The organism is Sphaerisporangium sp. NPDC005289 (genome assembly GCF_040607455.1).
Taxonomy (GTDB): domain Bacteria; phylum Actinomycetota; class Actinomycetes; order Streptosporangiales; family Streptosporangiaceae; genus Sphaerisporangium; species Sphaerisporangium rhizosphaerae.
On record NZ_JBEXGS010000003.1, the window covers coordinates 328,454 to 347,603 of the forward strand.

A 19,150-nucleotide genomic window follows, 5' to 3' on the forward strand; every position below is an offset into this window, starting at 1 on the left:
TGCGGGGTGCGGTGGGCCGAAATAGCGGTGCTGGGGGAAAAATGTTTCGGAGCGACGCGGCGGGTGGTGGCCTGCGGGCACCCCGGCGACTCACGCGTATGGACCGGAGAGAACGCATATGACCCACCGAGAGCAGAGAAGTCCGGCTTCGCCCGCCCAGCAGGGCATCTGGATCGGCGCGCGGCGGGGCGCCGGTCCGGCGTACCACATGCCGCTCGCCCTGTGGTTCGACGGCGACCTCGACGTGTCCGCGCTGCTGTCGGCGTGCGCCGGTGTGGTGGCCCGGCATCCTGTGCTCGCCACCACCGTCGTGCAGGACGGTGACGGGCTCCACCTGGCCGAGGCCGCGGAGCCGCCGGTCACCGTGGTCGAACTGCCCGATCCCTCGCCCGCGGCCCTCGACCGGCTCATCGCCGAGGAGACCGCCCGCGCCTTCGACCTCGAGAAGGGCCCGCCGGCCAGGTTCGTCCTGGCCCCCGCGGGCCCACGGCGGCACCTGCTGCTGTTCGTCGCCCACCACCTGGTCTTCGATGGCATGTCCAAGGACATCCTGGTCCGCGACCTGGCCCGGTACTACGCCGAGGCGACCGCGCCCCGGCACCCGTTGTCCTTCGCCGACGCGGCCCGCGACGAGCAGGACCGGGTCTCGGCCGCGCTGCCCGCGGCCCGCGCGTTCTGGTCGGAACGCTGGAGCGAGCCCGCCGACCTCGCGCTGCCCGGGCAGCGGCGCACGGCGAGCCGCTACGGGCCCGGTGAGCAGATCGGCGGCGGCGCCGACGACGAGTTACGCCGCCGCGCCGCCGAGGTGGCGCGGACGGCCGGCGCGACGGTCTTCGAGACGCTCGTCGCCGCCGTGCAGGCGCTGCTGTTCAGGTACGGCGCCGACAACCCGGCCGTCATGATCGACGTCACGACGCGCGGGCCCGCGGCCCGCGACCACATCGGGCCGTTCGTCAACGAACTGCCCGTCACCGCACGCCCGGAGCCCGGGCAGAGCTTCGACGCGTTCGTCCGGGAGGTCCGTGCCGGGCTGCGCGAGCTGTACGCGCACCGGGAGGTGCCGCTCACCCGGGCGCTCGGCCACGCGTCGCGCGCCGCCGTGGCACCGGTGTCGATCAGCTACCGCAGGCGGGACGCCGAGCCGGAGTTCCCCGGTCTCGCGGTGTCGGCCGACTGGACGATGTTCGGCGGGGGCGTGCGCAACGCCCTGCACCTGCAGTTCGTGGACGGCCCCGACGGTCTGGCCACCTGCCTGAGGTTCGACCCCGCGGCCCTGGACCGCGGCGCCGCCGAGCGGTTCCGCGACGGCCTGCGCGCGCTGCTCGGCCACGCCGCCGCCGACCCCGAGGTCCGCCTCGCCGATCTTGAGGTCGTCTCCCCGGCCGAGCGGTCGCGGCTGGTCACCGAGTGGAACGCCACTGCGGCGGACTACGGCGCGGCGACGCTGCACGACCTGTTCGCCGAGCAGGTACGGGCTCGCCCCGGCGCGGTGGCGGTGACCTTCGGCGACCGCTCGCTGACCTTCGCCGGGCTGGAGGCGGCGGCCGGCCGGATCGCGCGGCGCCTGCGGCGGGCCGGGGTGCGCCGCGGCGACCTCGTCGCGGTGTGCCTGCCGCGCTCGGACACGCTGCCGGCCGCGCTGCTCGCCGTGCACAAGGCGGGCGCCGCGTACCTGCCGCTGGACCCCGACCATCCGGCGGAACGGCTCGCCATGATCGTGGAGGACGCCCGGCCGCGGCTGGTGCTGTCGGACACCGCCGTGCCCTGCGCCCTGCCGGGGCCGGTCCTTCTCGTCGACGACGAGGAACAGGACGCGGACCCCGCCGGAGGGGACGAGCAGACTCCGCCCTCACCCGGAGAGCTCGCCTACGTCATCTACACCTCGGGGTCGACCGGCCGCCCGAAGGGCGTCGAGGTCGAGCACGGCAACCTGGCGAACCTGCTGCTCTCGATGCGCGACCGGCTCGGCTCGGGGCCCGGCGACCGCTGGCTCGCGCTCACCTCGCCCGCGTTCGACATCAGCGCCCTGGAGCTCTACCTGCCGCTGGTCACCGGAGGCACGGTCGTCGTCGCCGCTCCCGGCGCCGTACGCCGCCCGGAGGCGCTGGCCCGCCTGGTCGCCGAGCAGGGCGTCACGTACGTGCAGGCCACCCCGTCGGTGTGGCGGCTGCTGCTGCCCGGTGGCATCTCAGGGGCGACCGCGCTCACCGGCGGGGAGGCGCTGCCACCCCGGCTCGCGGGAGAGCTGCGGGCCCGCTTCGGTCGCGTCTTCAACGTGTACGGCCCGACCGAGACCACCATCTGGAGCACCCTCGGCGAACCCGGCCGGGCCGGTCAGCCCCCTGCTGCCGGTACCGGCGAGCCCGGCACGGCCGTGGGGTCCCGCGAGGTCGGGGGATCTCTCGAGGCCGAGAGGTCCCGCGAGGCCGAGGTCGTCACGATCGGACGGCCGATCGCCAACACCCAGGTGTACCTGCTGGACGAGACGCTGCGTCCGGTGCCCACGGGCGTGGCCGGTGAACTGTGCATCGGCGGCGCCGGAGTGGCGCGCGGCTACCGGGGCCGACCGGGCCGCACGGCGGAGCGGTTCGTCCCCGACCCCTTCGGACCGCCGGGGTCGCGGCTGTACCGGACCGGCGACCTCGCCCGCCACCGGCCGGACGGCGAGATCGAGTTCCTCGGCCGCCAGGACGGCCAGGTCAAGCTGCTCGGCCACCGCATAGAGCTCGGCGAGATAGAGGCCCGCCTGCTCGACCACCCGCAGGTCGCCGAGGCCGTCGTACTGCTCACGGGCACGGACGCGCGCACGGACGTAGCCACAGACGCGGGCACGAGCAAGGGCGCGGACGCGGGCGCGAGCTCGGACGCGAGCACGGGCAGGGGCACGGGCGCGGGCTCAAGTGCCGGCACGCACGCCGGCGAGGCACGGCTGGTCGCGTACGTCGTGCCCGTGGCGGGCGCGTCCCCCGAACCCGGGGCGCTGACCGCCCACCTGAGCCGGACGCTCCCCCGGCCGATGCTGCCCGCCGCGTACGTCATGCTGGACGCCCTGCCGCTGAACCCTGTCGGCAAGCTCGACCGCGCGGCCCTGCCCGAACCGGCGGCGACCTCCGATGACGTCCACCGTGGCACCCCGAGCGAGGCCGGTCTCGCAGTGCTGGGCGAGGACGGGGACGCCGGGCTGGTCGAGGAGGTCCGGCGGATCTGGCGGGAGGTGCTGGAGCTCGACGACATCGGCGACGAGGACGACCTGTTCGACCTCGGCGGGCACTCCATCACCATCACCCAGATCACCGCGCGGATCAGGGAACGCCTCGGGGTGGAGATGTCGCTCGACGCCTTCTTCGACGACCCCACCGTCATCGGGGTCGCCGAGGAGATCGCGAGCCTGCGCGAGGAGGCCGGGGGCCCGCAAGAGGAGGCGCCCGAGCCCGCAGGAGTGCGGCCCCGCCCGGCCGGAGTCCAGCCGCCGATGTCGCCGGCGCAACAGCGGCTGTGGTTCCTGCAGCGCTTCGATCCCGAGGATGCCTCGTACAACATGTACCTGGTGCTGCGGATGCGCGGCGCGCTCGACGCCGGCGCGCTCGACGCCGCCCTGGACGCGGTGGTGGCACGGCACGAGAGCCTGCGGACCTCCTTCTCCGACGGCGGCGCCGACGGCGAGCCGGTGACGGTCGTCCACCCGCCCGGCCCGGTTCCGGTCGAACGGCTCGACCTCACCTCGTTCGCCGACGCCGAGGACCGCGCCCGGAGCCTGGTCGCCGCGCGCACCAATGCGCCCTTCGACCTGGCCGGGTCGCCGCCGCTGCGGGTCAGCCTGCTGGCCCTGGGCCCGGACGACCACGTGCTCTGCTTCGTGCTGCACCACATCATCACCGACGGATGGTCCCTTGGGATCATGCTCGACGACCTGTTCGCGCTCTACCAGGCCCGGGCGGAGGGGCGCGAGCCGAGGCTGGCCGCGCTGCCGGTCCAGTACGGCGACATCGCCCTGTGGCAGCGGGAACAGGAAGCCGGACCGGCCGCCGACGAGGCGCTGGAGTACTGGCGGCGCAAGCTCGCCGCGCCGCCGGCGCTCGAACTGCCCACCGACCTGCCCCGGGGACGGCGGCCCGAGGGGGCCTTCCACCCGTTCCCGATCCCCGAGCAGGTCGTCGCCCGGCTGGAACGGCTCGCGCAGGAGCACGGCGCGTCCCTGTTCATGGTGCTGGCCGCCGCCTACCAGGTGCTGCTGGCCCGGCACAGTGGACAGGACGACATCCTGGTCGGCACGCCCTGGGCGGTCCGCGACCGGGTGGAGTTCGAACCGGTCGTCGGCTACCTCACCGACACCCTGGTGCTGCGCGGCGATCTCGCCGGGGACCCGGCCTTCGCCGATCTGCTCGACGCCACCCGCCGCACGGTGCTGGAGGCGCACGCGCACCGCACGGTGCCGTTCGAGCGGCTGGTCGGAGAGCTGGGCGTGCCGCGGGACGTCCACCACAACCCGCTCCTGTCCACCATGATCATCCTGCACAGCCAGGCCGGTGACGGCGCCCCGCCCGAGCGCGTCGGCGACCTGCGGGTGGAGCTGTTCGACGGCGGGTACCGGCAGGCCAAGTTCGACCTGGCCCTGGAGACGTGGCGTCAGGGCGAGGGCCTGCTGGCCGTGCTGGGCTACGACGCCACCCTCTTCCAGGCGGCGACCGTCGAAGCTCTCGCCGAGCGGTTCGCCACCCTCCTGCGCGGCATCGCCGACGCCCCCGCCACCCCGATCTCCCGCCTGCCGATGCTGACCCCCACCGACGAGACCCTCCTCGCCGCGAGCCGCACGGGCGGAGACGAGCTATCCGACGTCCCCACGACCCGCACCGCGCCTACGGCCCAGGTCTCCCGGGAGGCCGCCGCGGGCCGTACGACCGACGACTCCCCCGACGGCACCTCCGACGGCACCGCGACCACCGTGGAAGCCACCGCGGCCGTAGAAACCGGCGCGACCGTGGAAACCACTTCGGCCGTGCGATCCACCTCGGCCGTGGAGGCCACCGCCGTGGAGACGGTCCCGGCGCTGTTCGCGCGGATGGCCGCCGCGACGCCCGACGCCACGGCGCTGCTCTGCGGAGACCAGCAGGTGGGCTATGGCGAACTCGACGCGAGGACGGCGCGGCTGGCCGCGGCCCTGCGGCGGCGCGGGGTGGTCCCGGGCGCGGTCGTCGGCGTCTGCCTCGGCCGCTCGGTCGAGGCGCTGGTCGCGCTGCTCGCCGTGTGGCGGGCCGGGGCCGCCTACCTGCCGCTCGATCCGGAGTACCCGGACGAGCGCCTGGCGTTCCTGGTCGGCGACAGCGGCGCCCGCCTGGTCGTCACCGCCGAAGCGCTCGCCCACCGCCTGCCACCGGGCACTCCCTTGCTCACCGCCCCGTCCGAGCCGGACACCGGCGGCGACACGCGGCGGACGACCCGGCTCTGCGACGACACACGACCGGCCGCCGAACCGGGCGACCCCACGCGGCGGACGACCGAGCCCGGCGGCGACACGCGGCTGACGGCCGAGCCCGGTGACCCCACGCGGTCGGCCGCCGAATCTGGTGACGACGCGTGGCGGGCCGTCGAGCCGGGGGACCCGGCTTATGTGATCTACACCTCGGGATCGACCGGCCGTCCCAAGGGCGTGCTGGTCGAGCACGGCGCCCTGGCCGGACGCGTGCGCTGGATGCGGGAGGCCTACGACCTCGGCCCCGGCGACCGGGTCGTCCAGTTCGCCTCGCTCAGCTTCGACGCCCACGCCGAGGAGCTGTACCCGGCGCTGACGGCGGGGGCGTCGGTGCTGCTGCTGCCCGACGGCGCCGCCACCCTGCCGGACGTGCTGCGCACCCCCGCCGGCCGGGACGTCACCGTGCTGGACCTGCCGACGGCCTACTGGCACCGGCTCACCGAGGCGCTCGACGACCTGACCTGGCCGGAGCGGCTGCGCCTGGTGATCATCGGTGGCGAGCAGGCGCACGCCGCCGCCGTCGCCCGCTGGCGGGACCGCTTCGGCGACCGGGTCCGCCTGGTCAACACCTACGGGCCGACGGAGGCGACCGTCATCGCCACGGCCGCCGCGCTCGGCGCCGCCGACGCCGGCCGGCGTCCGTCCATCGGCCGGCCCATCGCCGGCGCGACCGCGCACGTCCTCGGCCCGCACGGCGAGCCGGTGCCGCCGGGCGTCCCAGGCGAGCTGTATCTCGGCGGGGCCGGGCTGGCGCGCGGTTACCTCGGCCGTCCGGCGCTGACCGCGGACCGGTTCGTCCCCGATCCGTACGGCCCGCCGGGTTCCCGGCTGTACCGGACCGGCGACCGGGCGCGGTGGCGGCCGGACGGGACCCTTGAGTTCCTCGGCCGTTTCGACGGGCAGGCCAAGGTGCGCGGCTTCCGGGTGGAGCCGGGAGAGGTCGAGGCGGCCCTGCTGGCCGACCCGCTGGTGCGCCAGGCGGCGGTGGTCGCCGACGGCGACCGGCTGGTGGCGTACGTGACCGGTACCGCCGACCCGGACGATCTGCGACGGCTGCTGTCGGCCACCCTGCCGCCGCACCTGGTGCCCACGGCGTGGGTGGCGATGGACGCGCTGCCGCTCACGGTCACCGGCAAGGTGGACCTGGCGGCGCTGCCGGCGCCCGCGCCGGCACCCGCCGTCGCGTTCGTGGCTCCCCGTACCGACGCGGAGGTCCTGGTCGCCGGGGTGTGGGCGGAGGTGCTCGGCCTGGAGGTCGTCGGCGCGTTCGACGACTTCTTCGCCCTGGGCGGCCACTCGCTGCTGGTGATCAGGGTGGCGGCCCTGCTGCGCGACGCCGTCGACCTCGAGGTGCCGATCCGCACGGTGTTCGACCGGCCGACCGTCGCCGGGCTGGCGGAGGCGGTGGAGAACCTGCTGGTCGAGCAGCTCTCCGGTCTGTCGGAAGCCGAAGCCGCCCGCCTGCTGGACACGGAGGTCCTCCATTGAGCGGCACGCGCACCGGCGCCGGCGAACGGCCGGCCACCGAGGACGAGCCCACAGTCCACGACGGGCTGCCGACGGGCGGCGAACCGCCCGACGACCGGAACGGACGGCCGGCAAGCCAGAACCAGCCGCCCACGACCCTAGACGAACCGCCCGCCGGCCAAGAGGGGCTGTCGACGCACGACGACCGCCCGTCCGCCGGCCGGAATGGGCCGGCGGCCGACCAGAACCAGCCGCCCACCGCCCGGGACGGACTGGCCGCCGGCCAGGACGAACCGCTCTCCGGCCAGGACGAACCGCTCTCCGGTCGGGGCGGGCCATCGGCGAACGAGGACGCATCGCCCGCCGGCGGGAACACGCCGCCGGCCGGCCAAGACGTGCCGACCGGTGGCCGGGACGGGCTGTCGGCGACCAAGCGGGAGTTGCTGGCGCGGCGGTTGCGCAAAGGGGCGGCGGCGGCGCCGCGGCGGACCATCCCGGCGCGTACCACCGGGGAGCCGCCCGTGCTGTCGCACGCCCAGGAGCGACTGTGGTTCCTGGAGCAGTTCGCGCCCGGCACCACCCAGCTCACCATCCCGCTCAGGCTCCGGCTGCGCGGGTCGCTGGACCCGGATCGGCTGGCCGCCGCGCTGGCGGGCGTCGCGGCCGGGCACGACGTGCTGCGCACGCGCTACCCGGCGACCTGGGACGGCCGCCCGGAGGCGGTGACCGACGACGCCGCCACCCTGCCGCTGACCGTGCGCGACGCTCCCGGCGAGGCCGCCGCGAAGGCCCTGGCCGAGGAGTTCCTTTCGGTGCCGTTCGACCTGGCCACCGGCCCGGTGGCGCGGGCGCTGCTGGTCAGGCTGGCCGAGGACGACCACGTGCTGGTGATCGGCGTGCACCACATCGCCGCCGACGGCTGGTCGGCCGAACTGCTGGTGGGCGAGGTCTTCGCCCGGTACGAAGGCACGGTACCTGCGGCGCCCGAGGTGGGGTACGGCGACTACGCGGCCTGGCAGCGGAGCCTGGAACCGCCGCGGCGCGAGCTCGCGTTCTGGCGGGAGCGGCTGGCCGGGCTGGAACCGCTCGACCTGCCGACCGACCTTCCCCGTCCGCCCGAGCGCACCTACGCCGGCGCCGCGCACGCCTTCCCGCTCGGCGCCGAGCTGACCGGGACGCTGGCACGGCTGGGCCGCGAGCACCGGGCCACGCCGTACATGACCGTGCTCGCCGCGCTCGGCGCGCTGCTCGGCCGGTACGCGGGCGCCACCGACGTGGCCGTCGGCTCCCCGGTCGCCGGGCGCCGGCTGCCGGAGCTGGACGGGGTGATCGGCTGCTTCGTCAACATGCTGACGATGCGGGTGGACCTGTCGGGCGACCCGAGCTTCGGCGAGCTGCTCGACCGGGTCCGGGACATGTCCGTGGACGCCTTCGCCCACCAGGACCTGCCGTTCGAGCAGCTCGTCGCCGAACTCGACCTGCCCCGCGACGTGTCCCGTTCGCCGCTGTTCGGGGTCATCTTCGCCATGCAGAACTACCGCACCGGGGCGGTGCGGCCGCCCGGCGGGCTGAGCGTGGCCGACTTCCCGGTGGACGCTTGGGCGACCCGCTACGACCTGGAGCTGTACCTCGCCGACGACTCCGAGGGGGGCCTGTCGGGGCTGCTGGTCTACAACACCGACCTGTTCGAGGCGGCCACGGTCGAGCGGCTGGCCGGACACCTGCGGACCCTGCTGGAGCGGGTGGCCGCCCGGCCCGAGCTCCCCCTGTCGCGCGTCGACCTGCTCACCGAGGACGAGCGGCGCCTGGTCGTCGACGGCTGGAACGACACCGCCACGGAGTACCCCGGCGACGCGACGCTGCACGGGCCGATCGCGGCACGGGCGGCGAGCACGCCGGACGCGGTCGCGGTCCGGTTCGAGGGGCGTTCGCTGTCGTACCGGGAACTGGACGCGGCCGCCACCCGCGTCGCGCACACGCTGCGCGGCCTCGGGGTGGGCGTGGGCTCGGTGGTCGCCGTCTGCGCCGAGCGGTCGCTGGAACTGCTTCCCGCCCTGCTCGGCGTGCTCAAGGCGGGCGCGGCCTACCTGCCGGTCGACCCCGACCACCCGGCGGACCGGGTGTCGTTCATGCTGGCGGACGCCGCTCCCGCCGTGCTGCTCACCCAGCGGCGGATCCGGCCCACGCTCCCGGACACGACGGCGCGCGTCCTCGACCTGGACGACGTCCTGGACCCGGACGCCTGGACGGGTGCCTCCGGACCGCTGCCGGAGGTGCGCCCCGGCGACGTCGCCTACGTCATCTACACCTCCGGCTCCACGGGACGGCCCAAGGGCGTGCCCAACACCCACGGCGGCATCGCCAACCGCCTCGACTGGATGCAGGAACGCTTCGGTCTCGACGCCTGCGACATCGTCGCCCAGAAGACCCCGCTGAGCTTCGACGTGTCGGTGTGGGAGCTGTTCTGGCCGCTGCGCCAGGGCGCGCGCATGGTGCTCGCCACCCCCGGTGGCCACAAGGACCCGGCGTACCTGCGCAAGCTGATCGTCACCGAGGGGGTGACCACCGCCCACTTCGTGCCCTCGATGCTGGCGGTGTTCCTCGGCGAGGCGGGCGACGCAGGCGCGGCCGGCGCGGCCGACATGGCGCGCGCGGCGAGCATGTCCGGCGCGAAGAGCATGGCCGGCGCGAAGAGCATGACGGGCATGGCGGGCATGACCGGCGCGGCGGGCTGCGGGTCGCTGCGCCGGGTGATCTGCTCGGGCGAGGAGCTCCCGGCCGACCTGGCCCGCCGCTGCGTCGGCGCGCTGCCCTCGGCCGAGCTGCACAACCTGTACGGGCCGACCGAGGCGGCCGTCGACGTGTCCGCCTGGCACTGCCGGCCCGCGGCCCTGTCCGGCCTGGCCAGAGTGCCGATCGGCACTCCCATCGCCAACACCGCCCTGTACGTCCTCGGCGAGTCCATGGACCCGGCGCCGATCGGGGTGCCCGGCGAGCTCCACATCGGCGGCGCGGGCCTCGCCCGGGGCTACCTGAACCGGCCCGCGCTCACCGCCGACCGCTTCGTCCCCGACCCGTTCGGGCCGCCGGGGTCGCGGCTCTACCGCACCGGCGACCTGGTCCGGCGCCGGCCCGACGGGGCGCTGGAGTTCCTCGGCCGCCTGGACACCCAGGTCAAGCTGCGCGGCCTGCGCATCGAGCTCGGCGAGATCGAGGCGGCGTTGCGGGCGCTGCCCGACGTGCGGGACGCCGCCGTGATCGTCCGCGAGGACCGCTTGGTGGCCTACCTGGTGCCGGACGGCGCCGACGTCTCCGCCGTCCGGGCGGAGCTGAAGAAGACGCTGCCCGACTACATGGTGCCCAGCGGCTACGTCGGCCTCGCGGCCCTTCCACTCAGCCCCAACGGCAAGCTGGACCGACGGGCCCTGCCCGCGCCGGTCGCCGGGCGCGACGCCGCGGTCGAGTTCGCCCCGCCCGTCACGCCCACCGAGCTGGCGATCGCCGAGATCTGGTCCGAACTCCTCGGCGTGGAGACCGTCGGGCTCGACGACGACTTCTTCGACCTCGGCGGGCACTCCCTGCTCGCCATCCAGGTCGTGGCCCGGCTGCGCGGCCGCGTCGACGGCCAGGTCGGCGTGATGGACGTCTTCAAGCACCCCACCGTCCGCGAGCTGGCGGCGCTCGCCGACGTCCCCGCCGAACGGCGCGGGCCCCGCGAGCTGCTGCACCGGCTGACCGCCGCCGGCAGCACCACGCCGGTGGTCAGCTACGTGTGCGTGCCGTACGGGGGCGGCAGCGCGGTGGTGTACCAGCCCCTCGCCGACGCCCTGCCCGACGGGCACGCACTGTGGTCGGTGGCGATCCCCGGCCACGACGTGGGGGTGGATGAGGGCACGCTGCCGTTCGACGACCTCGCCGAGGCGTGCGTCCGCGAGATCCTGGACAAGGTCGAGGGCCCGGTCATCCTGTACGGGCACTGCGGTGTCGGCTCGGCCCTCACCGTCGAGCTCTCCCGGCGGCTGGAGGCGGCGGGACGCGACCTCGTCGCGGTCTACATCGGCGGCATCTTCCCCTTCGCCCGGCCGCGCGGGGCGCTGCTGTCGCGCATCTCGCGGCTGGCCGAGGCGGAGCGGCTGCGCGGCGACCAGCGGTACGTCAACTGGCTGATCTCGATGGGCCTGGAGATGGGCGACATCGACCCGGCGCAGGCCCGGCGGATCGTCCGCAACATGCGCCGGGACTCGCGCGAGGCCGAGGACTACTACTCCCGCCTGCTGGAGGGCGGCGCCGACCGGCTGCGCGCCCCGGTGATCAGCGTCGTGGGGACCGAGGACCCGGCGACGGACTACTACCAGGAACGCTTCCGCGAGTGGCACTTCCTGACCCCGGCCACGGCCGTCGTCGTCCTCGCCGAGGCCGGTCACTTCTTCCTCAAGTACCGCGCCGAGGAACTGGCCGAGATCGTCACCACCACCCACCAGACCCTCACCACTCCCGGACTGGACGTCACCGCCCCGGGTCTGGCCGAACCCGGCGTCACCGCACCCCACCACGCCCCCGCCGAACCGGGGCCGGGAGACGACACCACGTCCCACCGGGCTTTGGCCGAACCCCAACCTGGGGACGGGCGCGCGCGGGAGCCCGAGGCCACCTGGTGGCTGCACGACACGTCCCGCTCGGACACGCCGGTGACCTCCGGCGGCGTGCGGCCCAGCATCCCGCGTTTCCTGGCCGTCGCGCTCAGCCAGCTGACCTCCGTCGTCGGGTCGGCGCTGACCGAGTTCGCGGTCCCCCTGTGGGTCTACACCACGACCGGGTCGGTGGCGATGTTCGCCCTGATGGCCGTCGTCGGCCTGGTGCCGGGGCTGCTCACCGCGCCCGTCGCGGGCGCGATCGTCGACCGGGCCAGCCGGCGCCGGGTGATGCTGGCCGGCGACGTGGCCGCCTTCTCCATCCAGCTCGCGTTCGGCGTCCTGCTGTGGACCGGCCACCTGTCGGTGGGGTTGATCTATCCGCTGCTGGGCTGCCTGTCGGTCGCCCTCACCTTCCAGCGCATCGCCTACATGTCGGCGGTGCCGCAGCTCGTGCCCAAGCACTACCTCGGGCACGCCGTCGGGATCATGCAACTGGGCAACGGCACGGCGCAGCTCCTGGTGCCGATCTTCGCGGTGGGCCTGCTCGCCGGGATCGGGCTCGGCGGCATCCTGGTCCTGGACGTCGCCAGTTACGCGGTCGCGATCGTCACGCTGCTGGCCGTCCGCTTCCCCGCCACGATGCCCTGGCGGCGCCGCGAGTCGATCAAGGCGGAGATCCTGGGCGGGCTGCGCTACTCCCTCGGGCACCGCGGGTTCGTGGCGATGCTGCTGTTCTTCGTTGTGCTGAACGTGTTCCTCTCGCCGCTCCTGCTGATGTTCTCGCCGCTCGTGCTGTCCTTCGCCGGCCTCGCCGACGTCGGGCGCATCGCGTTCCTCGCCGGGGTGGGGACGTTCGCCGGGGCGCTCATCATGATCGTCTGGGGCGGCCCGCGCCGCATGCGGCTGCGCGGGGTGCTGCTGTGCACGCTGATCCTCGGCTGCTTCTGCCTGGTCACCGGCCTGCGCGCCGATCTGACCGTGATCGCGGTCGGGGTGTGCGGCATGACGCTCTGGATCACTCTGCTCAACGGCATCTACACGACCATCGTGCAGGTCAAGGTGCCGCAGCGGTTCCACGGCCGGGTGTTCGCCATGAACACGCTCATCGCGTGGTCCACCCTGCCCATCGGCTTCGGGCTCGTCGCCCCGTACGCCGCGGCGGTGCTCGACCCGCTGCTCGCCCGCGGCGGCGCGCTGGCCCCCACCGTCGGGGCGCTCCTCGGCACCGGCCCCGGCCGCGGCATCGGGCTCATGTACGTCCTGTTCGGCGCCGTCATCGTGCTGATCGTGCTGGTCGCGACCCGCGTCCCCGCACTGGCCCGCTTCGACCAGGAGGTCCCCGACGCCGTGGCCGACGACCTGGTCGGCGTCCAGGCGCTGCGAGGCTCCACCCCTACCCGTACCGAAACGACGGAGGCGTGACATGCACCAGGTGGTCGTCAACGACGAGGACCAGTACTCGCTGTGGCCCCTCGACCAGGAGCTCCCCGCCGGGTGGCGGGCCGAGGGCTTCACCGGCGGCAAGGAGGAGTGCCTGAGCCACATCGAAGAGATCTGGACCGACATGCGCCCGCGCAGCGCGCGACTCCGCGAGGACGGCGCGGCGTGACGGCCGCAGCGGCCGGCCTCCTCGCCCGCCGAAACCGTCCGGCGGGACGGCCACGGTGACCGGGGGCGTGAGCGGGGCGGTGACCGGGTCGGTGACGGTGCCGTTCCACGGCGAGCGGGGCGGCGAGGCGGCGCTGACCTGGGGACAGCGGCTGATGTGGCGGGCCGTCCACCTGATGGGCGACAGCCAGTCCTACCTCAACTGTCCCTGGGTGCTCCCGGTCTACGGCAGACGCGACCTGGACGCCGTGCTGGCCACGCTGCGCGTGCTGCTCGGACGCCACGAGAGCCTGCGCACCACCTTCGCCGCCACGCCGGACGGCCCGGTGCAGCGGGTGGCGCGCGACGGCGAGCTGGTCGTCGACCTGGTCGAGGCGGGCGCGGAGCGCGGGCTGCGGGTGGCCGAGCGCCTCGGCACGGAGATGAGCGCCACCGCGTTCGCGCACGGCGAGGAACCGCCGCTGCGCTGCGCGGCCGTGCTCAAGGACGGCCGCCCGTTCGCGCTGGCGTTCAGTTTCTCGCACCTCGCGGTCGACTACCAGGCTCTGAGCCTGCTGACCGAGGAGTGGAAGGCGCTGCTCAAGGGCGAGGACCTGCCGCCGGCGGGCTGGCAGCCGATGGACCAGGCCGGTCTGGAGAGCGAGGAGTCCTGGCAGGCCCACTCCCGCAGGTCGATCGAGTACTGGCGCTCGATCCTCGAAGAGGTGCCCCTGGAGGTGTTCGACCACGACCCCCGCGAGCCGGAGGATCCGAGGTTCATCGAGGTCGGCATGGAGTCGGTCGCGCTCGCCGCCGCGGCCATGAGGCTGGCCGCCCGCTGGACGGTCAGCACGACCAGCGTCCTGCTCGCGGCCTGCGCGACCGTCCTGGCGGTGGTCAGCGGGCGCCCGAGGGCGGTCATGCAGCTCGTCCACAGCAACCGCCGCGACGCCCGCACCCGCACCATGGTCGGCACCGTCGGCCAGGACGCCCTGTTCGTCCTCGACCTGCCCTCGACCGACTTCACCACCGCCTGCCGGGCCGCGCACGCCACCGCGCAGGGCGCCTACCGGAACGCGCGGTACGACCCGTTCGCGATGCAGGCCATGCGCGAGGAGGTCGGCCGGCGCCGGGGCAGGGAACCCGACCTGGACGCGTTCTTCAACGACCGCCGGGGCATCGGCACCTGGCCATCGCTGCCGAAAGCCGCCCTGGAGGAGGACCTGTCCCCCCTGGCCGGCAAGACCCGCACCTACGTCACCAACGCCTGGCCGGGCGTCCGGTTCAAGGTCTTCTTCACCGTGGGGACGGCGGCCGGCACCGGCCAGCTCAGCCTCATCATCGACACCGCCTACCTGCCACGGGAGACCGCGAGGACGATGCTGCTCGGCATCGAGGCCCTGCTGCTCCGCAGCCTCACCGAGGACGTCCCCATGACCGCCGTCCCGCGCCTGTGCTCGCGGGACGCGACCGCCGGCAGCCGATGATCGCTCACCGTACGCGACCGTTCACCCCCTGCGACGAACGCGAGCCGCGGTACGGGGCCGGAACCGGCGATCAGAGCCCGGGAGCCCGCTCCCGGTGAACTCCCAGCCGGTCGCGGGCGTCTCATGGCATGTGACCAGACGGGTGATGATGACGGTGCCGTTGGTGTTGTCGTTGCTGGCGGGGTGCGGCCTGGCCGGGGCCGAGGCGACGGCGATCCCCAAGGGGTTCCTGCTGACCGAGTCCCGGGCGAGCGCGACGCGCCCGTCCGGGGCGACGCAGGAGGATTGGTGGAAGGTCAGCGACAGCACCTCCTGGCGGTTGGAGCTCAACCCCTGCGAGGCCAGGCGGACCTCCTACGACGGCCGTGTCGCCATGCGCACCATCACCCATCTGAACAGCGGCCCTGGCTACGAGAGCGAACAGCTCGTGCTGTACCGGACCGCCGTGTCCGCGCACGACGCGTTCCGCGAGCTGCGGAGCGAGGTGAGAACGTGCCCCCGGAAGGGCTCCCCGGCGAGCTCCAAGGTGGACTACGCGGGCCGGCTGTTACGCCTCGGAGACGAGGCCATGATGGTCGGACGGTACTTCATGCGGGACGGCACGCGCCGGCGCGAACCCGGCCGCCTGTGGATCGTCACCCGCCGGGGCGCCGCCGTCTTCCTCTACACCTCCGACCAGGTCCCCGAAGACCCGGCCTCCCTGGAGAGGCGGCTCGCCGGCCAGGCGAGAGCGATGGCCACCAAGGTCTGCGCCCTCCCCGGTGTCTGCGGCTGAGCGTCACGCGGTGGAAGTGGGTGAACGGCCGCCGTCAACCCGTGCGGTTCATTCTCCTGCGTTCTGGGGTGCCGCGCCGCGAACCAGTTCTTCCAGCCGCTCGCGTTCGGCGTCGGTCAGCTCCTGGCTTCTTCTGTCCAGCGATTCCGATGTGAAGAAGTCCAGATTTCTTCCCATGGTGTTCACCTCCATATTCGTGCGTGATGCCCGTCAAGGCGTCCGGCAAAACCTGACCCCGATTCGGAGGTCCGACCGTTCCGGCGCGGCGCGGTCATGGGCAAAGTCGCATCAAACAAAGGTCTACCGGATCGTTCAAAGCCTTGTGCTTCACGTATCCCCGATCACTTTTGTTACCTTGATGGCATGGACGGTGAAAGAACGTACGCATCTTCCCGCGTCGGCCGGCAGGCGGCCCACCGACCTGTCGACTCTTTCCGTGCGCAGCTGGATCGGGCCATGCCACTTGTCGTGGGATTATGGATCTTCGTGCTGTCAATGGCCTTCGCGGACATGGTCATGCCGACGAACACAAAGCTCGGCGTGAAGATCTTCCTGTGGGCGTCTCTGCTCGCTCTTGCGGCCATAGCGGCGAATTTCATGTCGCGGCGGAGGCAGGAAAAGATCCAGGAGACGGAGCAGGCGCGGGAGGAGGTCCGTATCGCGGACGCGGCCTTGCGCGAAGGGCATCTGGAACTGTCGCCGCTGTGGACGGCGACCCAGTCGCGGATGACCTTCTACCACAAACTCGCCAGCAACCACGCGCAGCGAAGCTTTCGAAACGCCGAGGTGGCCATGCTGATCGGGTTCTTGGTGCTGGTGTTCGCCGTCGGGCTCGCAGTGCGGAACCCGCATGCGGCAGGTACGGCCGCCGCGCTCGGGGCGATATCGGCAGCGCTCGCGGCCTTCATAGGGCGGACCTTCCTACGCTCGCAGGAGAATGCGGCCAGCCACCTGCACACCTACTTCGACCAGCCTGTGAGGTTCTCCCGCTACCTCGCGGTCGAACGGCTCATCAACGAGATGAAAGATCTGGAACCCGACCAGCGTGCCGCGATCAGTGGTGAACTCCTGCGCACCATCATCGCCCCCGAGATAGTGCCATCGGGTGAACCCGGCGCCGCCGCCCCGCCGGACCATGACGGAAGTCGCATTCTGGCCGCATTGGGCCGGGTTCGTCGCACCCATGGAGTCGTCCCGAGAAAGCCATAACCGTATTGCCGGTATTGCCGTGCCGGTACCGCCGCCGCTGGACCGCGGCCTCCGTCCAGGTCAGGGCGTTGCGGGCGGCCTCGGCCGAGGTCCCTCATCCTCATTCCTTTCTCCGCTGCGCGGCATGTTTCGACTACAAGCTGCGACGGTATGCATACTCCCGGTAAACAACTGAGATCATCGGGAGGAACATCGTGAAGCGAATCGCCCTCGTCCCCGTCATGTCCGCCGCCATGGTCGCGGTCATGGCCGGCGCCGCCTACGCCTCGCAGTACGTGGCCTACGAGGGACCCGGCTTCACCGGCCGGTCGGTGGTCATCGACCGGTGCGGCCCGTCCAACATCCCCTTCCACGGGTCGTACAAGTGGTACGGCGACGGCCAGAGCGGTCGGATGTACAACCAGCCCGACACGCAGGGTGTGATGCACTTCGAGCTGGCGTCCAACCGCAACGCCGAGCAGCGGACGCCCGTCGGCTGGAAGAGCATCTTCATCGTGTGCTGACCCATGGGATGGAAGGCGACAGACGGTCACCTGACCCTCGGAAGGCGACAGGCGACCGCCTGGCGAAGGTGTGCTCAACCGGCCGCGACCTGGGTGCGGCCGGTGAGCACGCCGCCGATCTCGTGCGCGACCTCAGGATGGGTGAGGTACTCCTCGACGTCGTGCACCCGCCCGGCCGGATTGGTGACGGAGATCTCGACCGGCTCTCCGTGCCAATCGTCACCGAGCGGGCAGCCGATGGTGACGGGGTCGGTCGGGCACCAGGCGTTGAACCAGCGGACCACCCGATCGAGGCGTTCGGGCCCGCCGATGAGCAGTCGGCGGTGAACGCCGTCCATGCCGAGCGGGCTGCCGAGGGTGACGAGCAGCTCGACGTCCGCTCTCGCATCGAGGCGGGTGAGCAGGTCCACCGCGACGACCGTGCCCAGGCTGTGGCCGACCAGGAGCACCCGGCCGCTCTGCGGCATCGTCTGCGACACGCAGTCCAGGACCGTCTCCCTGACCCGCTGGTCGTCGAGGTAGGCGGCGACGTCTGCGAAGATCGCGGCGATGGCCAGCCGGTCCAGATCGGTGACGGCGGCCAGCCAGCTCAGGCCTTGATGGACGGCGTCGGTCACCCCTTCCTCAGGGACCGGCCCCGCGGCGGCAGGCATGCCGGCGCGGGTCGCGGCATCGACGATCAGCCGTTCGTACAGCGTCCGCGCGGTGCCGGAGTTCGGAGCGGTCGCCGTGACCGGATCGGCGACGAGCTCCTCCAGCGAGTGCGGGGCGGTCCTGAGCGGCCGCAGGGCCTCGGCGAGCCGGTCCCCGTAGAAGGGGAAGCAGACGTCGGCCGGGTCGATGGTGGGCAGTCCGGCGCGGGTGAGACCGCAGTTCAATCCGGCGGTCCAATATCGGCGCAGGCGCTCCGGGTCGCGTCCTTGCTGGCTGCGGCCGTGTATGAAGACGAGGTGGAGGGCGCCTCCGAACGCGGTGGCACGGGCGGGCAGGCCGGCGCGAGCCGCGCCCGCCGGAGACGGCCCGGGACGAGGAGCGGTCTCGCCGATCGGGCCGTCGACCGAAGGCGCGGCGGCCGACGTCGACGCCGGCGACGGCTCCGTGGTGGCCGGCCGAGGGGCGGCGCCGTCACCGAACCCCGACTCCGGGCCCATCTCCGCCAGGAACCTCCCGTGCGCGTCATCGAGCGGCAGCGAGGCCAGATGCTTGAGGATGGCGCTGATGCGGACGCCCTCATTGGAGATCCAGTCGACAGCGTCGTCACCGTCACCGGGCTGCCAGACCTGGCCGTCTCGCCGCAATATGCGGCCCTGGTCGTCGGTCCTGGGCACCCCGCCATGGTGCAACGCCGTGACCTCCCACTGGTCGTTGTAGACAGGGGAGCCGGAGCTGCCGGGCTCGGTGTCGGTCTGGTACTGCAGGAAAGCCTCGAGCCGGACCTCCAGGCTGTTCTCGCGGATGGAGATCTCCTTCAGCCGGCCGCCGGGGTGACCCACGATGTTGACCGGTTCGCCGAGAACCAGCTTGCCGAGCTGGACACTGAGCCTGTTCCAGCCGAACATCTCCCCCACCGGCCGACCGGACGCGTCAGGGTTCACCAGGACCAGGGCGTAGTCGAGGTCGTGGTCGGCGACGAAGAGGGTGTCGGGGTCCAGAGTGAACCGCTTGGCCGGTTCAGGGATGTTGTCGACGCTGACCTGGGCGTCGAACTCCACGAAGGCCTGCCGTGCGGCCTCGGCCCGGGGGAACACGTGATGGTTGGTCAGCAGGAGCCGCGGCGAGACCAGGAAGCCGGTGCCGATCGGCAGCTCTCGGCCGTTCTCGCCGACCGAGATCCTCCCGACGGTTCGCGCGGCACGGGCTCCGCGCGGAAGGAAACTCCATGCCTGCAGGTCCTTGGCCACGCCCAGGATGCGTTCGTGCATGGAGGGCCGGTCCAGGGACGCGGCCCGCGTGGCCTCCATGACCGCCTCCACCGGCACCCCTTGACGCTGGATGAGGCGGGCGGCGCGGGCCGCGAG

General features: G+C 73.1%; 9 protein-coding genes. 7 read left to right on the forward strand and 2 right to left on the reverse strand.

Going from position 1 to position 19,150, the window contains the following annotated elements; translation table 11 throughout:
- The first annotated feature begins 118 nt into the window (after positions 1-118).
- The 5 genes from ABZT47_RS07100 (at position 119) to ABZT47_RS07120 (ending at position 15,420) form a co-directional block, all read left to right on the forward strand.
- Positions 119-6,958, forward strand: coding sequence for an amino acid adenylation domain-containing protein (locus tag ABZT47_RS07100; protein WP_354837137.1), 6,840 nt, complete (start codon positions 119-121; stop codon positions 6,956-6,958).
- Positions 6,955-12,993: an MFS transporter gene (locus ABZT47_RS07105; RefSeq protein ID WP_354837139.1), complete on the forward strand. Its 6,039-nt coding sequence runs from the start codon at positions 6,955-6,957 to the stop codon at positions 12,991-12,993. The genes ABZT47_RS07100 and ABZT47_RS07105 overlap by 4 nt, the downstream gene beginning before the upstream one ends.
- 1 nt (position 12,994) lies before the next feature.
- On the forward strand, positions 12,995-13,180 hold the full coding sequence (locus tag ABZT47_RS07110) for an MbtH family NRPS accessory protein (protein WP_354837141.1): 186 nt from the start codon (positions 12,995-12,997) through the stop codon (positions 13,178-13,180).
- A gap of 67 nt (positions 13,181-13,247) precedes the next feature.
- On the forward strand, positions 13,248-14,645 hold the full coding sequence (locus ABZT47_RS07115; RefSeq protein WP_354837143.1) for a condensation domain-containing protein: 1,398 nt from the start codon (positions 13,248-13,250) through the stop codon (positions 14,643-14,645).
- Between the two features lie 163 nt (positions 14,646-14,808).
- A complete protein-coding gene (locus tag ABZT47_RS07120) occupies positions 14,809-15,420 on the forward strand; it encodes a hypothetical protein (RefSeq protein WP_354837145.1) in 612 nt (203 codons plus the stop codon).
- Positions 15,421-15,468: 48 nt separating this feature from the next.
- On the opposite strand, the gene ABZT47_RS07125 is transcribed toward ABZT47_RS07120, so the two are convergent.
- Entirely contained in the window at positions 15,469-15,597 is a 129-nt protein-coding gene (locus tag ABZT47_RS07125) for a hypothetical protein (RefSeq protein ID WP_354837147.1), read from the reverse strand.
- A 186-nt stretch (positions 15,598-15,783) separates the two neighbouring features.
- On the opposite strand from ABZT47_RS07125, the gene ABZT47_RS07130 reads away from it, so the two are divergent.
- Positions 15,784-16,629, forward strand: coding sequence for a hypothetical protein (locus ABZT47_RS07130; protein ID WP_354837149.1), 846 nt, complete (start codon positions 15,784-15,786; stop codon positions 16,627-16,629).
- A gap of 194 nt (positions 16,630-16,823) precedes the next feature.
- Positions 16,824-17,132, forward strand: a complete 309-nt coding sequence (locus ABZT47_RS07135; protein ID WP_354837151.1) for a MiAMP1 family antimicrobial peptide — start codon at positions 16,824-16,826, stop codon at positions 17,130-17,132.
- A gap of 74 nt (positions 17,133-17,206) precedes the next feature.
- Here ABZT47_RS07135 and ABZT47_RS07140 read toward each other — a convergent pair whose 3' ends face one another.
- Positions 17,207-19,093 carry a trypsin-like peptidase domain-containing protein gene (locus ABZT47_RS07140; protein ID WP_354837153.1) on the reverse strand — a complete coding sequence of 629 codons (1,887 nt, stop codon included), beginning with the start codon at positions 19,091-19,093 and terminating at the stop codon, positions 17,207-17,209.
- Positions 19,094-19,150 lie beyond the last annotated feature (57 nt).

Bases quoted from the DNA above. Each gene is read 5' to 3' on its own strand.
- ABZT47_RS07110 (WP_354837141.1), top strand. From the start codon at position 12,995: ATGCACCAGGTGGTCGTCAACGACGAGGACCAGTACTCGCTGTGGCCC.
- ABZT47_RS07125 (WP_354837147.1), bottom strand. From the start codon at position 15,597: ATGGGAAGAAATCTGGACTTCTTCACATCGGAATCGCTGGACAGAAGA.
- ABZT47_RS07130 (WP_354837149.1), top strand. From the start codon at position 15,784: ATGGACGGTGAAAGAACGTACGCATCTTCCCGCGTCGGCCGGCAGGCG.
- ABZT47_RS07140 (WP_354837153.1), bottom strand. From the start codon at position 19,093: ATGGAGGCCACGCGGGCCGCGTCCCTGGACCGGCCCTCCATGCACGAA.
- ABZT47_RS07100 (WP_354837137.1), top strand. From the start codon at position 119: ATGACCCACCGAGAGCAGAGAAGTCCGGCTTCGCCCGCCCAGCAGGGC.